An 18,306-nucleotide genomic window follows, 5' to 3' on the forward strand; every position below is an offset into this window, starting at 1 on the left:
AAGAAATAAATAACTTAAATTAAGATACCAAAATAAAATACTGAATTTTTATCAATATTTAAACTTCTAGTCGAATAATTTCTTGCTATAGAATAAAATTTTTGGAAATCTAATGAAGATAAAAAGTCTAATTCGCTATTTGTTAGCTCTCTATTTAAATTATTTATAAGAATTGCCACTGATCCATTTACAAGCGTATCCTTAGGTTTTCGGATTACTCTTGGGTAATATGTCATATTTGGAGTTAAATAAACAGTTGAATTGTTTAAATATTTAAATACACTTAAATTTCTTGCGTCTTCGAAAGATATATATACATCATAATTTTCAATATTAATTATTTCTTTACCATCACGGGAAATATTACGACTTTTTAAAACTCTAATATCACCATTTTGTTTCAATATTTTATTTGTAATTTGTCTATCACGAAATACTGTAAATTGTCCTAAGAGCAATTTTGAACTAATATCATCAAAAAAATCATTTCTGTAGATAAGCCAGTTTGGATAAATTTCATCAGTAATATATCCTTGTTCTTGCACTATATCAATTGATCTAGTTATATTAGATATTGCTGTAAAATCTTTATTTAATAGTTTATTTATGAAAATACATAGTGTTTCAATTTTAACTCCTTTAAATCCATGTTCACCAAAATCAATTATTCTTTCAATTTTATATTTGTTTAACTCATTTCTTACATCTCTAAAATCTTCATTACTTAACATATATTTTGGTAGTATCATAATTAAATTGTCAGTATGCTGAAGTGCTTTAATTACAAAAAGCCCAGCTAAATTTTTAATACTATTATATTTTGGAGAAATATTTTTTTTGATTTTTTTGTTAATTTTTAAAAATGGGGGATTACCAATTATTAAATCATAATTTTTTAAGTCATTTATTAAGGTATAGTCTTCAATAAAAAAATTTATAAACACGTTCTTAGGTATTTCCATTTTATTTAAAATTTCTTTTAATATATCAATACTAATATGATCAATATCGATAACATCTATATTTACTTTTCTATGATTATCTTTATAATTATTTATAAGAATAGGAAGAAAATTTCCAACTCCAACTGATGGTTCTAATATAAAAATTTCTTCTTTATCAAATGTAGGTAAATATTTTTGTATATAACTTAAGATACTTTTGTCAGTATAGAATGCTGCAGTATCAGTTCTTAAATTATTAACTTTTTCAGCTATTTTAGATAATTCATTAACATTTAAATTTAATGGGTTGAAATTAATAAAATCAATTATTTTACTTCTTTCATCAAGGTTATAAACATCAATTATTTTATTTATTTTCGAATCTTGCAAGTTTATCACACTCTTTTATTTTTTTTGCTATTTTTTGAACGATAATTGTTGGTATAGCTTCACCGATAGATTGTCTGATGTTTATCTCATTTTTTTTCAAAAACAGTTTTTTCTCTTCAACATTCATATTATTTAATTCGTTATAAGATAAATTTGTCCATTTAAATTCATTCGGAATATTCATTAATAACATTAATTCTCTGATACTGAATACTCGATCATCCTCAGGATGAATGGTATTTTGACTTGCAAGAATATCGTTTCTAGTATGAATGCATGGAGCTACTTTATTCCATTTTTGTCTTTTATATTTATCTCCATTTTTATTTACATTTTCGATAATTTCACCATTTATTATCTTGTGCGGTCTATTTTCTGGCTCCTTATTGACAAAAGCACTCTCACCAGGTTTTAAGTCCTTAATCCAATTCCTCATATCTTTTCTATAACTTTTAAAATTATGTAAAATATCGTCGGGATGACTTTCTCCCATAATTGTTAACTTGGGCAAATGACCGATAACATTTTCTAAAGTTTTCACACTTTCAGTATCTGGAAATAAGTTTTTAGGGTCTACTGATATATCATTTCTTACACCTATTACTAATGTTCTTGTCCTACTACTATTGGCACCGTAATCTTTAAAATTAATGATCTGTGATTCATAGTTATAGTCGTCCGATAACCAAGAATTAAATGCATTTTCTATCTTAGTTTCTTTATTATGATCAATACATTTAGTATTCATAAATGATCTTACATTCTCAGCAATAAAATACTTTGGATTTAGTTCTTTTATTATCTCTAACGCTTCGACTACTAGCGAATTTTTTATTATTGTTCCATCATTCTTTTTATGATTAGCCACTGACATACCTTGACAAGGAGCAGTAAATATAACCACATCTATATTATTACTATTTTTTTCAACTATTTTATAAAGCTTATTTTTTGTATCTTCTTCCGTTATATCTCCTAAGATATACCCTTCAGGATCTTTTACTTTATTATTATATTTTTGTATTTGTAATCTTCTTTCAATTAGCTCTGATGTAGCAATGCAGTCAAAACCCTCTTGTAAAAATCCATAACAGCCGATGCCTGCCGAGCTAAACAAACTTACATAATTCAATTTATTCACCACTTTGCTTAATTATTATATTATCCTAGCATAAAAATGTGAACAAAGGAAGGAGACAGCAATAATTTTCTAAAATTTTAATTTGTTTTGGAAAATATAATAAATTGTTATAGCATTTAGCAAATCAAAAATAAAGTAAAATATTTTAATAATCATATGGAACTTTAAATTAATATCATTTCAAAAAAACACTATAATTGTTTTTCTCTTAAATAACAATTACAGTGTTTGATATTAATTATGAATTTAATAATTTTCAAACCGTCCATGACATTGGATTCGGATTTCTATTCAGTTGTTTCACATTATTCTTAGGTAAATGCTCACGTTTAACGACTTTCGGTGTCATACCGCTATTAATTCTTTTGTATAATTTCGGATCCATCTGATTCGTTCTAAAACTTTTAAACACTCTATGCGTCGCCTCGTCACACGTTGGACATGTATCTTCCTGTAAATTACTGCTCATCGATTTCCATACATCATATTCTCCACAAGTTGCACAGCTAAATGTATATTTCGGCATTATTCATCCAGCTTCGGAATAATGTTATTTGTAAATATTTCTTTCGGTAATGACAATGTACAACATGCGTTTGGAATATCAACGATACCACCAATATTACCTTGTACTGGTGCTGATCCGAGTAACATATACGCTTGCTCTCCTGTATAACCACATGTCTTCAGGAACTCAATCGCATTTAAACAAGCATTTCGATAAGCTGTATTTGCATCAAGATATAACTGATCTCCAGAGAATTCATTCACTGAAATCCCTTCGAATACTAAATATTCATTGTAATGTGGCATCACTGGTCCTGGCTGGAATGCAGGGTTCTTCTTAATCTTATATTTCTCCATACCGCCTTTAATAACGTTCACCTTTAATTCAATCCATCCTGGAATCTCAATTCCACCACAGAATGTAATTTCACCATCACCTTGTGAGAAGTGCAGGTCACCGACTGATAATTTAGCCCCTTCTACAAATACCGGGAAGTAGACGCGTGATCCTTTAGAAAGGTTCTTAATATCACAGTTACCACCATTCTCTCGAGGCGGTACAGTTCTTGCACCTTCTTTAGCAACGCGGTCAAAGTCTGCACCTTTCAATGTTCCTAATACACATGAATCTGGATCTGGCAATTCAGCTAATGCCGGCACACGATTTGGATTCGTATCAACTAAAGCTTTCTCACGTCTGTTCCATTCATCAAGCATTTCCTGACTCGGTGCCACACCCATTAGCCCTGGGTGAATGATACCAGCGAACTTTACATTCGGTACGTGTCTGCTTGTCGCATAGATTCCTTCGAAATCCCATATTGACTTTGCTGCTTTCGGATAGTGATCCACTAAGAAACTACCACCATTTTCTTTAGCAAATATACCGTTAAAGCCCCACTCATGCGCACTAAATGTTCCGATATCTAAAATATCTACTACTAATAAATCCCCCGGTTCTACACCATTTACATGTACTGGTCCACTTAATACATGCACACGTTTTAAATTAACCTTTTCAATATCAGATGGATCATCATTGTTTTTAATCTGCCCATCCGTCCAGTCCAAACATTCCATCTTAAAGACCTCTCCAGGTTCAACAGAGAAAGCCGCCGGAATATCTGGATGCCATCTGTTATGTCCAGGATGTTTTTGTTCGTGCATTTTCTTCGTTAAATCAATTTCAAATATTTTCTTAGCCATAAAAAATATCCCCCTTGAAAAATCAATTTAATATTACACTTTTAGTGTATTCTAGTTTTCAGAATTTTTCAAATTTTAACGAGATATTTTTATGATAGGAATTCCACAAAAAAAGACCTCTTCAGGTCTTTTAAAGTTTATTATCTTTATCCGCCAATTGTTGCTCTAATACTTTGATTCTCTTCTCAAGTTCCTTCTTTTTAAGTGCTTCTAATTCAAACCTATTATCTGTTTTCTTTTTATGATTATCAATCATCCTTCTAATCGATAAACCAATTTTAATCGCAATCAGAAATAAAAAAATATAAATAACAATGAGCCAAAATGTTTCCATATTTTTCACCACCATCTTATCTTTTTATTTTATCCTTATAATACCATTTTATATGTTTAAATCACATATTATTTTTATCCTCTATTTTAGAATGATATAGCCATTTTATTATGATTAAATTCATTTCAATTCAATAGTTTCAAAAATTAAACCAGCACATAAATGCTGGTTTAATCGTTCTATTTATACTCTGCAAAAAACTCTTTCGTCAGTCGTTTCACTTGTGGGCTAAGCAGTAATACTGCGATTACGTTCGGAATCAAGATTAAAGCTAATGCAAGGTCTAATAGTTTCCATAGTTCTGTTCCGTACCCAACTGCTCCGATTGTTATCGAGATAATATAGACGGCTTTCATTATGTTGCCCATCAGTTCTCCAAACAAGAACTCTGCCATTCTTGAGCCATAATATACGACAACGATAACTGTAGATAACACAAAAAAAATCAACGATATTGATATTAAGGAACTTCCGAATACACCAAATGCATCTTCATAAGCACGTGCTGTTAATGCGCCTGGATTTGCTTTTGCATCTTTATGTAAGTATACATCAGATACTAATACAACAAATGCTGTTGTTGAACATATTATGATTGTATCCACTACAATTTCAGAGATACTCCAGAATGCTTGTCTTACCGGATGATCTGTCTTTGCTGCAGCATGGGCAATAGGTGATGTTCCTAATCCTGCTTCATTAGAATACACACCTCTTGCAAATCCCCATCTTACTGTTGAAGCTAGTGCTGCTCCGAATCCTCCCCCTGCAGCTGCTTCTGGTTTAAATGCTTTCTCCACGACTAATGAAATTACCTCTGGTACATGCCTAATATTCATCACAATAATGATAAAGCCAAATAATAAATATAGTCCTACCATTACAGGTACAAGTTTCTCCGTAAATGTAGCGATTCTTTGAATACCACCAAACACGACAATTCCGGTAACGATCGACATGATAATTCCTGTAATCCACGGGTTAATTGAAAATGTATCATGTATAGAATCAGCAACTGAATTCCCTTGCACCATTACACTTGGAATTAGCTCAATCATCAACATGAATGCGAATATTACAGCAAATATCATACCGACTTTTTTATTTTTAAATCCTTTCTTCATATAGTAGGTTGGGCCACCAACGAATTCACCTTTTTTATTCTTCTCACGATACTGCATCCCTAGTACATTCTCACTAAACTTCAGTGCCATTGCTAAGAATGCAATTACTAACATCCAGAATACCGCACCAGGTCCACCCATAATAATTGCTGTCGGTACGCCTACGATATTCGCAGCGCCTACAGTAGAAGACAGCGCTGATGTTAGTGCCTGTCTAGGCGTAATTGTTCCTTCACCTTTTGGTTCTTTATTAATACTTCCAAAAGTTTGTTTCATGATATAAGGGAAATGTCTAAATTGTATAAACCCTAGATAAACAGTTAAAAACAAACTAGTGAAAAATAGAAGTGATATCAATGGATAGCCCCATAACCATTCTGAAAACTTTACAATATAGTCCATAATCTTCTCCTTAATTTTAATATAGTTTAAGTTTACAGAAATATTTATATCATTTCAATTATTTTTCAGAATATTCAGACCTCATTGTTATTATTTTTTATATAAAAAGAGAGATTCTAAAAGTTAGAATCTCTCTTTGCTATTAACTGGTGTACGCCAAGATTTTGCTGTAATTATATTGGCTATTTTGTTGATTTCTATTCAGTGTTGTTCATAATAGTTGAAGGTACTAGGAACTTATCTTCTGCATTATTCTTAAATTAATCGATCGTAAGTCCTTCACCAACAAATGTCTGATATGCTTCATACATTCTTCCTGGTACACCGCTTTCAGCACTGTTATAACGATTGAAGTTCTTATCATTCACTACTTCTTTGATTATCTCAATCGTGTCATCACTTCTCGGATCTTCAATCTTCTTCCCTGTCGTTTCTTCAGCAATAACAAATAATCTTACTAAATATCTCGTATATGAATCATCTTTATCGAGCGTAATCTCTAATTCTTCTGTTAGTTCTTTACTTGTCTCCACAAAACATCTGAAATCTTCAAAGAAGTCTCCAAATCTTATCAATACATGCCGATAATGTTCATCTGATAGCTTCATATATCTGAATGCCAATTGCTTAACCACCCTTAATTTTTAGTCAATTCTAGTGTATCACTTTTGTAAGCGCTTGAAAATGTCGAATTTATTTATCGTGAAAATACTTATGCTTCGTCTATGCCATGTGCTGCTCTCATTCCACTAAATATACATCCACCGAGGAAAGTGCCTTCAAGTGCGCCGTATCCGTGTACGCCGCCGCCTCCAAATCCTGCGACTTCTCCTGCTGCATATAATCCATGGATCGGTGTATCTTCCTGACTGATAACCTGACTGTTTAAGTCGGTTTGTATTCCGCCTAACGTCTTACGGCTGATAATGTGCAGTTTAACAGCGATTAATCTTTTAGATTCAAGTATTTTATGTGGTTTAGCGGTTCTAATCAGCTTGTCACCAAGAAACTTTCGTGCGCCGTGAATAAATGTCACTTGTGGATCTTTACTGAACGGGTTATCGAGTTGCAGGTCTCGTTCTATAATCTGTGTCTTAATGTGATCTGCGTCTAGTAATTCACTGCCTGCTAATGCGTTCATCTTACGTACTAGGTCGTGAATATTCTCTGCGACAATAAAGTCTTCTCCTTTTTCTTTAAATGCTTCTACGGGTCCTGTCGCATTTGAAGAAAGGCGTTCTTTTAATAGTAGTTTAATGTCTTTTTCAGTGAGGTCCGGATTTTGTTCAGAGCCTGATAAGACGAATTCTTTCTTTAGAATATCTTCTGTTAAGATAAACCATGAATAGTCATATCCTGTCTTACAGATGGTTTCCAGCGTATGCAATGTATCAAATCCTGGATAGTCTGGTGCTGTCATGCGATTACCTAACGCATCAAACCATAATGATGATGGTCCGGGTATGATTCTAATCCCGTGATTATTCCAGATTGGTGTATGGTTGATAATGCCTTCAGTATAGTGCCACATGCGGTCTTTATTCACGAGTTTCACGCCTGCTGTTTCACTGATGCCTAACATCTTACCATCTGTTGAATCCGGCACACCTTGTATCATCGTCTCCGGTGCTTTACCGAGTCGGCGTGGCCAGTTCTTCTTAATCAGTTCGTGATTTGCTCCGATACCACCTGTCGTAATAATGAGGTATGGTGTATCAAATTTGAACTGATCAATAATTTCACGGTTAGATGGTTCACCGCGCTCTGCTTCACTTGGCTTGAGTATATTACCTTCAATCGAAGTTATCTTATTGTCTGTAATATTTAACTGTGTCACTTGATGTCGTTCTAAAAAGCGGAAGTTCCCTTTCTGTTCTTCAGCTAATACATAGTTCACAAATGATTCAATCAGGCCAGGGCCAGTTCCCCATGTAATATGGAAACGTGGTACTGAATTGCCGTGTCCGGATGCACTATATCCTCCACGTTCTGCCCATCCTAATATTGGTGTCAGTTTAATCCCCATACTTTCTAAATAGGCTTCTTTTTCAAATGCTGCAAATTTAATATATGCTTCTGCCCATTGTTTCGCCCAGTAATCTTCTGTATCTAGACGGTCGAATTGTGCTGTATTTAACCAGTCGCGTTGAGCGAGTTCATAACTGTCTTTTACACCAAGTCTTCTCTGTACTTTTGAATTGACTAAGAATAATCCTCCGAAACTCCAGAATGCTTGTCCACCGATTGCTGTCTTCGGTTCCTGATCGATCATCGTCACGTGATGTCCATTTTTCAATAGTTCTGTTGCAGCAACTAATCCTGAAAGTCCTGCACCAATAATTGTTACCTCTTTTTTCATGATCAATTCCTTCTTTCTTTAGACAGTCTTAATATGATTATAAACGAAAAAGACAAAGCATGAGTGTTCACGCTTTGTCTTATAAATGTTTTATTGATTCCATAGATCGATCAATGATTGAATCGACATAAATCCTGCACCGATTGTAGCAAGTACTGCAATCACACCTAAAATAAGTAACCACGTTGGATGTTTATAATCTCCAACGATACGTTTATTTTTCGATGCAATAAGAATCGCAGTTAATGTAATCGGTAAGATAAGGCCGTTAAATGCGCCTGCTAGTACTAATAATTTCACTGGTTTACCTACAAGTAAGAAGACGATTGTAGAGAATACGATAAATGAAATTACGACGATATTATTGTGTTTCGTAAATACTGGATGGAATCCTTTTAAGAATGAAGCTGATGTATATGCTGCACCGATAACTGAAGTCAGTGCTGCAGCTAATAATACTAAACCAAAGATTTTAGGTCCGATTGGTCCTAAAGCATGCTGGAACGCAGAAGCGGGTGGGTTTACTGGATCTAACTTCACACCCGTTGCTACTACACCTAACACTGCTAAGAATAAACAGAAACGCATTAATCCTGTCGTTAAGATACCTAAGTTTGCTGCACGAGATACGAATGGTAAATTCGCTTTACCAACCATACCATCATCAATCAGACGGTGAGCTCCGGCAAACGTAATGTATCCACCAACTGTACCACCGACAATTGTTACAAGTGGCATTACAAGTCCTAATGGATTATCAGGCATTACCATCTTCGTTAAAGCTTCCCCATATGGCGGTTGAACTTTAATCATAACAAATGCTACTGTCAGTAACATTACTACACCTAGAATCTGTGTTACAACGTCCATCATCTTATTTGCACTTTTACTACTGAATATGATGATTGCAAGTATTCCTGTAATCACTGCACCAATTCTCACGTCAATACCAAGTAATGCATTAAAACCGAGTCCTGCTCCGGCAACGTTACCGATATTAAATGCTAGTCCTCCAAGTACGATAAGTATCGCGATAAAACTTCCTAATCCTTTAAATACTTCATTTGAAATATCTTGTCCACGTTTACCTGTTACGGTTAACACACGCCAAATATTTAACTGTGCACCGATATCAATAATGATACTCAGTAAGATCGCAAAGGCAAAGCTTGCCAGGAATTGTTCTGTAAAGATTGTCGTCTGTGTCAAGAAGGCAGGTCCGATTGCAGACGTCGCCATTAAGAAGATTGCGCCGAACAGTAATCTGCGCTGCGCTGATGTCATTTTAGGTTTCTCGTTGTTCATAATAAGCCCCTTTTCTTAGTTAGATTGTAGTAATTTCTATATTTTTTTGTAACAATGTATCACGAATTTGTTCAACAAAAGCTAATGCTTCTGGTCCATCCCCATGGACGCAAATTGAATCTGCCTGAATTGGTATTAACTTACCTGTTTCTGTCTTTACTTGTTGATCTATGATCATGCGCAATACATGTTCAACCGCTTCGTCTACATTATGAATCATCGCATTATTCGCTTTACGAGAAACAAGTGTGCCTTCATCTGTATAATTACGATCTGCAAATACTTCGTTAATCGCTGTTAAGCCATTTTCCTGTGCGACGCGTACTAAATTACCACCCGCAATACCCATCACCTTTAATTTCGGATCAAATTGCTTGATCGCATTCACGATAGCCTGCGCAAGCTTTTCATCATTAAAGGTTGCATTGTAAAGTGCACCGTGTGGTTTAACATGATTTAATTCTACTTGATGTTTATTACAGAATGCCTGTATTGCACCAAGCTGATACGTAACGAGGTTCTCAACTTCGTCATAGCTCATATCGACTTGTTTACGACCAAATCCCATGAGATCATTGTAACCAGGATGTGCACCGATGCCGGTATTATTTTCCTTACACAGTGCTACCGTACGATTTAATACATTGAAATCCCCTGCATGCATACCACATGCGATATTAGCAGAAGTAATTAAAGGTATAATCGCTTCATCATTGCCAATCGTGTAATTACCAAAGCTTTCTCCTAAGTCTGCATTTAAATCAATCTTCATCTTTAGCCCTCCAGGAAGTGATTTTTCTCTAAGAATTTAATATCGATAATATTTTCCTGATACCTTGGATGCTGCATAATACGATACTGATAATCAAGATTTGTCGGGAAGCCGGTAATCACCGTCTCATCAAGAATAGATAACATTCTGCGTATCGCTCTATCACGCGTCTTCTCAAATGTTATAAATTTACCGATCATTGAATCATAATACGGAGAAACCATACACTTTTGATATAAGAATGTATCGATTCTTACACCTGGTCCACTAGGTAAATTTAAATATTCTACTTTCCCCGGACTTGGTCTAAATCCGTGATCTGGATCTTCAGCGTTAATTCGACATTCGATACTAAAACCATTAATCTGAATCTCATCCTGCACAAGCTCGAACTTATCGTATAATGCGATATTAAGTTGTGCTTCGATAATATCGACGCCAGTCACCATTTCGGTTACCGTATGTTCTACTTGAACACGCGTATTCATCTCTAGGAAGTAATACTCTTTTGTTGACTCAACGTATAAGAATTCTAGCGTACCTGCACCACGATAATTAATATTTTTCGCTGCGTTGACGGCATCACGTGTCATGCGTTCTCTTACTTCATCCGGTACGATAGCAGCAGGCGCTTCTTCTACAAGCTTCTGATTGTTACGTTGAATAGAACAATCACGGTCGTAAAGATGTACTGCATCTCCTTTACCGTCACCAATGACCTGCACTTCAATATGTCTTGCAGTCTTAATAAATTTTTCTATGTAAACACGGTCGTCTCCAAATGCTTTCTTTGCTTCTGATTTAGCCGCATTAAATAAATTTTCGAAATCTTCCATACGGCTGACGATACGCATCCCTTTACCGCCACCACCAGCGACTGCTTTAATCACCATCGGTACGCCGATTTCCTGTGCTTTCACCGTCGCTTCAGCGAGTGTCGGTATTACATCTTTTGAACCAGGTATTACAGGTACACCAGCAGTGACCATCGTCTTACGCGCCTCAGCTTTATCACCCATCTTCTCGATTGTTTCAGGTGTAGGTCCGATGAATACTAAATCATGTTCAGCACATAGTCGTGCGAAATTAGCATTTTCAGCTAAGAAACCATAACCCGGATGTATCGCATCTGCACCTGTAATTTCAGCTGCAGCAATCACATTATTCATATTCAGATAACTTTCAGTTGAACTAGATGGACCGATACAAACTGCTTCATCTGCTAAAGTAACGTGTAAGCTATCCACATCTGTCGTAGAATAGACAGCAACCGTCTTAATGCCCATCTTCTTACATGTTCTAATAATTCGAATCGCAATTTCTCCTCGATTGGCAATCAATACTTTCTTCAAAGTGTCACCCCCTATTTTTCTTTAATTGTCACTAACGGTTCATCATAGCCTACAGCAGTTCCGTTCTCGATATGAATCGCTTCAATAACACCATCAACATCAGCATGAATATCATTCATTACTTTCATCGCTTCGATGATACCGATACGGTCACCTTTCTCAACTTTGTCACCGACACGGATAAACGGCTCTTTTGATGCTTCATCCTGCATATTATAGAATGTTCCTACCAGTTGAGACTTTTGTACGTGATGTCCATGCTCGACAACTTCCTGCTCTGGTTGTTGTGTCACTTGTCCTGGTACTTGCTGTACCGGATAGGCCTGTACTTCTTTAATTGCTTTTTCGATGTAGTATTCGTTATCGCCTTCTTTTACCGAAATAACTTTTAGTTCATTACTATTCATCATATCAATGAGCTGTTGTAATTTATCTGAATTCATTATGATTCCGCCTTCTCTAATAAGTTTTGGATTTTTTGACTCGTGTGTCTGATATCAAATGCATGCATGCTTACTTCATTTATAATCTTCATCATCTTTTTCTTCTCTGCTATCGCTTCTTCTAAAGTGCCTTCAACGAGACGAATCTCACTCCCAGGACCTTTTTGCACAAGTGTAGGGATATCACTGAAATATACTGTTCCTAGCTTTGCATATCCGCCGACAGTTTGACGATCATTCATCAGTATAATCGGCTGACCGTCAGACGATACCTGGATTGAACCGAGCTGAACCGGTTCAGAGATGATATCATAGTTCGTCTTCACTTCTAATATTTCACCTGACAGACGGATACCCATTCTATCTGATGTATTAGAAATTTCGTATGTGCTTGATAGTGATGCCGCTAAATTTTTAAATCGGTCATATTGACGACCTGGAATAAAACGAATCGTGCTTACTTTATCGATAAAATGCGTGTTAACGCGTCTCGTTTCAACAATTTCCGGTTGATTGAATGCAAGAAAATCATCTTTAATCAACGTACGTCCATCTAATCCGCCTAGTTTAATCTTCATATGCGTTGAATAGCTACCCTGAACTTTCGGTAGATTAAAACCACCTTTGACCGTCAGGTAAGTACGGTATCCATTTTTAGCAGTCTTAAATGTTAATATATCGCCGGCTTTTGCGTTATATACACATCGATTAACTACAGGCGTATCATTTAACTCAGCAAGCATATTACCACCAGTAATGATAAATGCATTATCTTCAGTAAATTTAAAGATGCCACCCTGCATCGTCATCTCAATACTCATATGATCTGTATTACCAAGCAGATTGTTACCTAATAATAATGCACGATAATCCATTGCGCCTGCTGGTGATAAACCAACATTTTGAAAGCCTGTGCGTCCGAGATCCTGTATTGTAGAATACATTCCCGGATGTATGACTTGAAGTCCCATTATTGTACCTCCGTTTCAATTTCATAAGTACCGTTATTTACAGCCTGTTCAATGTTATCATATTCTTCTTTTGAGATGCGTTTAAACTTAATATAATCTCCAGCTTCATAGTAAACTTCAGGATCGCGTTTCGGATCGAATAGCTTTAAAGGTGTCTTTCCGATAATGTTCCATCCCCCAGGTGAAGCTAATGGATAGATACCAGTTTGTGCATTTGCTATACCTACAGAACCCGCAGGAATTTCTTTACGCGGTGAAGCTTTGCGGGGTGTTGCAATCGACTCATCTAATCCTCCTAAAAATGGAAAGCCAGGCATAAAGCCTAACATATAGATAAGATAAGGTTTACTTGTATGTATTTGAATGATTTCTTCTGTCGTTTTATTATGTAATGAAGCCATTTCATCCAGATCAAGATTGAACGGTGCCTCGTAACACACAGGAATAACGTATGTCGTTGTCTGCTGTTGAGCTGTTGAAGATAGTGTAAGACTCTGTAAAGATTCACTTAACGTTTCATGATCTGTCACTGTATCATCGAAATAAATAACGAGCGTGTTATAAGAAATGACAAGCTCTAATATGCCACTGATAGCGCTATTTTGTATCGCAGATTTTAACTGGATCACCTGCGCATTAATCTCAGGATCAATACGCTCTTCAAAGACGACGCTCATACAGTTCTCATTGATATTTACAATATTCATGATGTAACCCCTTTCTTTTTTACCAAAATAATCATATCATAATAGTCTGATAATTTAAATTACTTATTTTGAAAGTTTAAAGTAATAAAGAGCAACAATAATTAAACTTATAAATAAGTATATAAATATACCTCATAAAAAAACCATTACACAATTTGTGTAATGGTCTAAGATGTCTTATAAAATGCCTAATCCACTTGATTGAATGTCTTTAGCGAATCCTTTAACTGTATCTACTGATAATTCATCGATGTCACGACCGATATTCGGAATCTTCTCCACAACGTCCCCTGGACATGTGATAATGTCGCAGCCGATTTCATCTGCCTGAATCACGTTATAAAGCTCGCGACATGATGCCCATAAAAGTTTCACGCTTTCTTTTTCGTGACAAACTTTTACAGCAGCACGCATTAATGGCATAGGATCTACACCAGTATCTGCGATACGGCCAGCAAATACTGAAACGTATGTTTCAACACCTGGTTTAATTGCTTTTACGATTTCTGTCACCTGTTCGATTGTATAAACCGCAGTAACGTTTAATTTAATATCCTGTTCAGATAATTTCTTGATTAATGGAATCATAGATTCGCCTTTCGTATTCACGACAGGAATCTTAACAAAAACATTTTCACCGAATGACTGAATGATTGCTGCTTCTTTCTCCATCGTTTCCATATCATCGCCGAATACTTCAAATGAGATAGAAGCATCTGGTATTGCCTTAACTGCAGCTTCTGCAAAAGCTGTATAATCTTCTACACCAGCTTTAGCCATAAGTGATGGGTTTGTCGTAAATCCATCAACTGTCTGGTTTTGGTAAGCTGTTTTCATTTGTTCGATATCCGCACCATCAGCAAATACTTGCACATTTAAATTTTTCATTATTATTCCTCCACATTTAATGTATACACTTCTACTTATTATAATCACATAATGTATGATATTGCTAATGATTGAGTATACTTGTTTGTTTTTTCAATATATTTACTATTCTTTTCAGAATTTTATATTTTTGTTGTCATTTGATGTGGTAAAATAAAATGATTAATGAATGGAGGAACATCATGAAAGCGAACAAATATGTTTACTTCTCTATATTTTTTGTTATCTTAAGTATCTTTTGTAACGGTTATAATCCCGTGCTGGCAATACTTTTCGGTTCTATCAATGCCATCATACTGTTTACCGGACTAGTAAGCTGTATTTTACTTATTATTAGTATTGTCTTAATTGATAAAGCTTTGAAGCAGCCTGAAAACATTTCAAGCGGTTTATATAAGGTCGCGAAAATTTGGCCATGGGTCATCTTAGTTGTTATTCTCTTACAACTTGCTAGTATTCTGTTTAGATTTGGTATCATTTAAGGATTGATTCGTCAATCCTTTTTATTATGGAGGTTTTTATATGGTCTATCTTTGGATTGCATGTATGAGTGTCTTCGGTGCATTATGCAGATATAGTATAAGTTTAGCGCTTCATGCACCGCTGTATACAATTATCGTGAATCTCATCGGCGCATTTGCTTTAGGATTTTCTACAACTTACTTTAGACGGCTATCCTGGTCATCGCACATAAAGACTGGAATTACAACCGGTTTTCTAGGAAGCTTCACTACATTCTCTGCACTGAGTAAAGACGTTGCCGATCTCTATTTAGCACATCATTATCTTTCACTTTTCATCTATTATAGTATTAGCATCCCTGGAGGTATGATATGTGCTGTTATCGGTATGAAATGGGGTGACAGAAATTGATCTATGTTGCAATCGGTGCACCATTCGGGGCTATGTTACGATTTTATATCAGTCAGAAGATGAATGGGCGTTTTCCATTTGGTACACTGTTCATTAATTTACTAGGTGCATTGTTGTTAGGCATCGTTGCACGTTTTGATATGACAACGATGCTTTTCCTCGGTACTGGTTTTTTAGGCGCATTCACAACATTTTCTACGTTGAACATTGAGATTGTTAAACTGTATGAAACGAATAAAAACTGGTGTATTTTCTATATAACAATTACCTATATATTCGGTCCGTTACTCTACTTGTTTGCATATACATTTCATTTATAATTTTTTTGTAAATTTAGCGTAATTTTTTCTTAAAATTATCACAGCTTATGTATTTATACATTATTATAATATTGAAATTAAAATTTATTTTGGAGGGAACACCGTGAAACGAATTGCATCAATGGTATTAATGTTAACGTTATTAATCTCAATGCTTTTCCAAAGTCCTTATGCACTTGCAGATGTGACGACAGAACAGCCAACGACAGAAGCACCAACTACTGAAGTAGCAACGACTCAAGCAGCGACAACTGAAGCGCCTACAACTGAAGCGCCTACAACTGAGAAAGCTACGACTGAATTACCAACGACGGAACAAGCAACAACAGAAACTCCTGCTGGACCGAACTCAGTAAAGATCTTACATACAAATGATATGCATGGTCGTTTAGATGCTGAAGATGGCCGTGTTATCGGCATGGCAAAGGTAAAGACAATCAAAGATAAAGAACAACCTACATTGATGTTTGATTCTGGGGATGCTTTCCAGGGCTTACCATTATCTAACTTCTCAAAAGGTGCTGACATGGCAAAAGCGATGAACGCTGTTGGTTACGATGCGATGACTGTTGGTAACCATGAGTTTGATTTCGGTTTTGAAACTGCGATGAACTATAAGAAACTATTAAACTTCCCTATTTTAAGTTCAAACGTTTATAAAGATGGAAAAAGTGTTTATGCGCCTTCTGCAATTATCGAGAAAAATGGTAAGAAATATGGTGTCATCGGTGTAACAACACCGGAGACTGCTACAAAGACGCACCCGAACAACATTATCGGTGTATCGTTCCTTGATCCAGTTGCATCTGTAACTGCAGAAATGAAAAAGCTACAAGGAAAAGTTGATGCATTTATCATCTTAAGTCACTTAGGTATCGACACAACAACGAAAGAAGCTTGGCGTGGTGATAATTTAGCGAATAAGATTGCCGGCAACAAAGATTTTAAAAATAATGCAATCGTCATATTAGATGGACATTCTCACTCTGTCATTGAAAATGGTGAATTAAAAAATACGGTAATGCTTGCTCAAACAGGTACGGCACTTGCAAACATCGGGAAAGTTACATTTGATTTACAAAATAAGGTTGCAAGTAATCTGAAAGCTTCAATGATTAAAGAAGCAGATACGAAAGAAGTTACACAAGATGCTGCAGTTAAAGCTATCGTTGATACTACAAAAGATAACTTTGGGAAAGCAACTTCTGAAGTCGTATTCCACAATCCAGTACAACTTCAAGGTGAACGTAACGACGTACGTACACGTGAGACAAACTTAGGTAACGCAATTGCTGATGCAATGGAAGCATATTCTGTTAACGGATTTGATGCAGCTGGTGACTTTGCTGTAACTAATGGTGGAGGTATCCGAGCTTCAATCGAAGGTAATAAAGATGTAACAATCGGAGATATTATTAAAGTATTACCTTTCGGAAACACTATTACACAAATTAACGTCAAAGGTACTGACGTTAAAGCAATGTTTGAACACGCTTTAAGTGCACCGGTTGTTGAAAAAGACGGAAAAACAGGATTAGATGCAAACGGTGCCTTCTTACACATCTCTAAATCAATCAAAATTCATTATGACATGACTAAACCTGCTGGTGAACGTGTTTATGCAATTGAAGTATTCAACAAAAAGACAAACAAATTTGAACCATTAAACAATACTAAAACATACAAAGTTGTAACAAATGATTTCTTAGCCGTTGGTGGCGATGGTTATACCATGCTTGGTGGACCTCGTGAAGAAGGACCATCATTAGATGCAGTTGTACGTCAATACTTTAAAGCTGCTGATATGACAGCTTATACAAGTGAAGCATTACAACGTATCTTAGCAGGAAACGCGAGTGCGTATCAACCAGTTGTATCTGAAGAAGTAACGACTGAAAGACCGACAACTGAAACTGTAAAACCTCAAATTGACGTACCTACAGAAGAAGATGGACGCGAAGGTTTCATCATCAACACAGAAGATTCTACTGAAGAACCTGTCGTATTAGAAGTTACGAAGGCTGCTCATGATGATAAAGTCATTCCATTTGAAACTGTTGCAAAGACGAATGAAACAAATTTAGATACGACAATTCAAGCGGATCAAGTTGCAGATGATACAAACAAACCTGCAATTACTGAAGCGGTTGAGCAATTACCGATTACTGGTGAAGCGGCTGGTACAGGTGCTGCTGCAATCGGATTATTAGGATTAGGATTATATTTAGTGAAACGTAAATCTGCGTAACAAATAAGCCTTGAGTGAAA

The 18,306-nt window shown here is 35.6% G+C and carries 19 protein-coding genes; 4 read left to right on the forward strand and 15 right to left on the reverse strand.

Going from position 1 to position 18,306, the window contains the following annotated elements:
• Window positions 1–14 precede the first annotated feature (14 nt).
• The 15 genes from KFV12_RS09910 to KFV12_RS09980 all read right to left on the reverse strand — a co-directional run bounded on the left by KFV12_RS09910 (window position 15) and on the right by KFV12_RS09980 (window position 14,845).
• The gene (locus KFV12_RS09910; RefSeq protein ID WP_254256689.1) at window positions 15–1,334 is read right to left on the reverse strand and encodes an Eco57I restriction-modification methylase domain-containing protein; all 1,320 of its coding nucleotides are present in this window, start codon (window positions 1,332–1,334) and stop codon (window positions 15–17) included.
• Entirely contained in the window at window positions 1,312–2,466 is a 1,155-nt protein-coding gene (locus KFV12_RS09915) for a DNA cytosine methyltransferase (RefSeq protein ID WP_254256690.1), read from the reverse strand. The genes KFV12_RS09910 and KFV12_RS09915 overlap by 23 nt, the downstream gene beginning before the upstream one ends.
• A gap of 265 nt (window positions 2,467–2,731) precedes the next feature.
• Window positions 2,732–3,001, reverse strand: coding sequence for a zinc ribbon domain-containing protein (locus KFV12_RS09920; protein ID WP_254256691.1), 270 nt, complete (start codon window positions 2,999–3,001; stop codon window positions 2,732–2,734).
• Window positions 3,001–4,188, reverse strand: coding sequence for a formamidase (gene fmdA, locus KFV12_RS09925; protein WP_099576773.1), 1,188 nt, complete (start codon window positions 4,186–4,188; stop codon window positions 3,001–3,003). The genes KFV12_RS09920 and fmdA overlap by 1 nt, the downstream gene beginning before the upstream one ends.
• Window positions 4,189–4,318: 130 nt before the next feature.
• Window positions 4,319–4,522, reverse strand: a complete 204-nt coding sequence (locus KFV12_RS09930) for a hypothetical protein (RefSeq protein ID WP_254256692.1) — start codon at window positions 4,520–4,522, stop codon at window positions 4,319–4,321.
• A gap of 179 nt (window positions 4,523–4,701) precedes the next feature.
• Window positions 4,702–6,048 (reverse strand): alanine/glycine:cation symporter family protein, encoded by a 1,347-nt coding sequence (locus tag KFV12_RS09935; protein ID WP_254256693.1) that lies wholly within the window; start codon window positions 6,046–6,048, stop codon window positions 4,702–4,704.
• Window positions 6,049–6,308: 260 nt separating this feature from the next.
• Window positions 6,309–6,671 (reverse strand): hypothetical protein, encoded by a 363-nt coding sequence (locus KFV12_RS09940; protein WP_254256694.1) that lies wholly within the window; start codon window positions 6,669–6,671, stop codon window positions 6,309–6,311.
• An 89-nt stretch (window positions 6,672–6,760) separates the two neighbouring features.
• Window positions 6,761–8,407: an FAD-binding dehydrogenase gene (locus KFV12_RS09945; RefSeq protein WP_254256695.1), complete on the reverse strand. Its 1,647-nt coding sequence runs from the start codon at window positions 8,405–8,407 to the stop codon at window positions 6,761–6,763.
• Between the two features lie 90 nt (window positions 8,408–8,497).
• A complete protein-coding gene (locus tag KFV12_RS09950) occupies window positions 8,498–9,712 on the reverse strand; it encodes an NRAMP family divalent metal transporter (RefSeq protein WP_111716375.1) in 1,215 nt (404 codons plus the stop codon).
• A 19-nt stretch (window positions 9,713–9,731) separates the two neighbouring features.
• A complete protein-coding gene (locus tag KFV12_RS09955) occupies window positions 9,732–10,484 on the reverse strand; it encodes a LamB/YcsF family protein (protein WP_239243231.1) in 753 nt (250 codons plus the stop codon).
• Window positions 10,485–10,486: 2 nt separating this feature from the next.
• Window positions 10,487–11,836 (reverse strand): acetyl-CoA carboxylase biotin carboxylase subunit, encoded by a 1,350-nt coding sequence (gene accC, locus KFV12_RS09960; RefSeq protein ID WP_111716372.1) that lies wholly within the window; start codon window positions 11,834–11,836, stop codon window positions 10,487–10,489.
• Window positions 11,837–11,847: 11 nt separating this feature from the next.
• The gene (locus tag KFV12_RS09965) at window positions 11,848–12,279 is read right to left on the reverse strand and encodes an acetyl-CoA carboxylase biotin carboxyl carrier protein (RefSeq protein WP_239243230.1); all 432 of its coding nucleotides are present in this window, start codon (window positions 12,277–12,279) and stop codon (window positions 11,848–11,850) included.
• Window positions 12,279–13,250: a 5-oxoprolinase subunit C family protein gene (locus KFV12_RS09970; RefSeq protein ID WP_099576756.1), complete on the reverse strand. Its 972-nt coding sequence runs from the start codon at window positions 13,248–13,250 to the stop codon at window positions 12,279–12,281. Before KFV12_RS09970 ends, KFV12_RS09965 begins: the two co-directional genes overlap by 1 nt.
• The gene (gene pxpB / locus KFV12_RS09975) at window positions 13,250–13,957 is read right to left on the reverse strand and encodes a 5-oxoprolinase subunit PxpB (protein WP_254256696.1); all 708 of its coding nucleotides are present in this window, start codon (window positions 13,955–13,957) and stop codon (window positions 13,250–13,252) included. The genes KFV12_RS09970 and pxpB overlap by 1 nt, the downstream gene beginning before the upstream one ends.
• Before the next feature lie 177 nt (window positions 13,958–14,134).
• Window positions 14,135–14,845 carry a transaldolase gene (locus KFV12_RS09980; protein WP_254256697.1) on the reverse strand — a complete coding sequence of 237 codons (711 nt, stop codon included), beginning with the start codon at window positions 14,843–14,845 and terminating at the stop codon, window positions 14,135–14,137.
• Window positions 14,846–15,027: 182 nt separating this feature from the next.
• Between KFV12_RS09980 and KFV12_RS09985 the strand changes: the two genes are divergently transcribed.
• The 4 genes from KFV12_RS09985 to KFV12_RS10000 all read left to right on the forward strand — a co-directional run bounded on the left by KFV12_RS09985 (window position 15,028) and on the right by KFV12_RS10000 (window position 18,286).
• Window positions 15,028–15,327 (forward strand): hypothetical protein, encoded by a 300-nt coding sequence (locus KFV12_RS09985; RefSeq protein WP_099576750.1) that lies wholly within the window; start codon window positions 15,028–15,030, stop codon window positions 15,325–15,327.
• 40 nt (window positions 15,328–15,367) lie between these two features.
• Window positions 15,368–15,718, forward strand: a complete 351-nt coding sequence (locus KFV12_RS09990; protein ID WP_111716364.1) for a fluoride efflux transporter FluC — start codon at window positions 15,368–15,370, stop codon at window positions 15,716–15,718.
• Window positions 15,715–16,038 (forward strand): fluoride efflux transporter FluC, encoded by a 324-nt coding sequence (locus KFV12_RS09995; RefSeq protein WP_254256698.1) that lies wholly within the window; start codon window positions 15,715–15,717, stop codon window positions 16,036–16,038. The genes KFV12_RS09990 and KFV12_RS09995 overlap by 4 nt, the downstream gene beginning before the upstream one ends.
• A 103-nt stretch (window positions 16,039–16,141) precedes the next feature.
• Window positions 16,142–18,286, forward strand: coding sequence for a 5'-nucleotidase C-terminal domain-containing protein (locus KFV12_RS10000; protein WP_254256699.1), 2,145 nt, complete (start codon window positions 16,142–16,144; stop codon window positions 18,284–18,286).
• The last annotated feature ends 20 nt before the right edge of the window (window positions 18,287–18,306 follow it).

The sequence above is a fragment of the Macrococcus epidermidis genome (genome assembly GCF_024205965.1).
GTDB lineage: Bacteria > Bacillota > Bacilli > Staphylococcales > Staphylococcaceae > Macrococcoides > Macrococcoides epidermidis.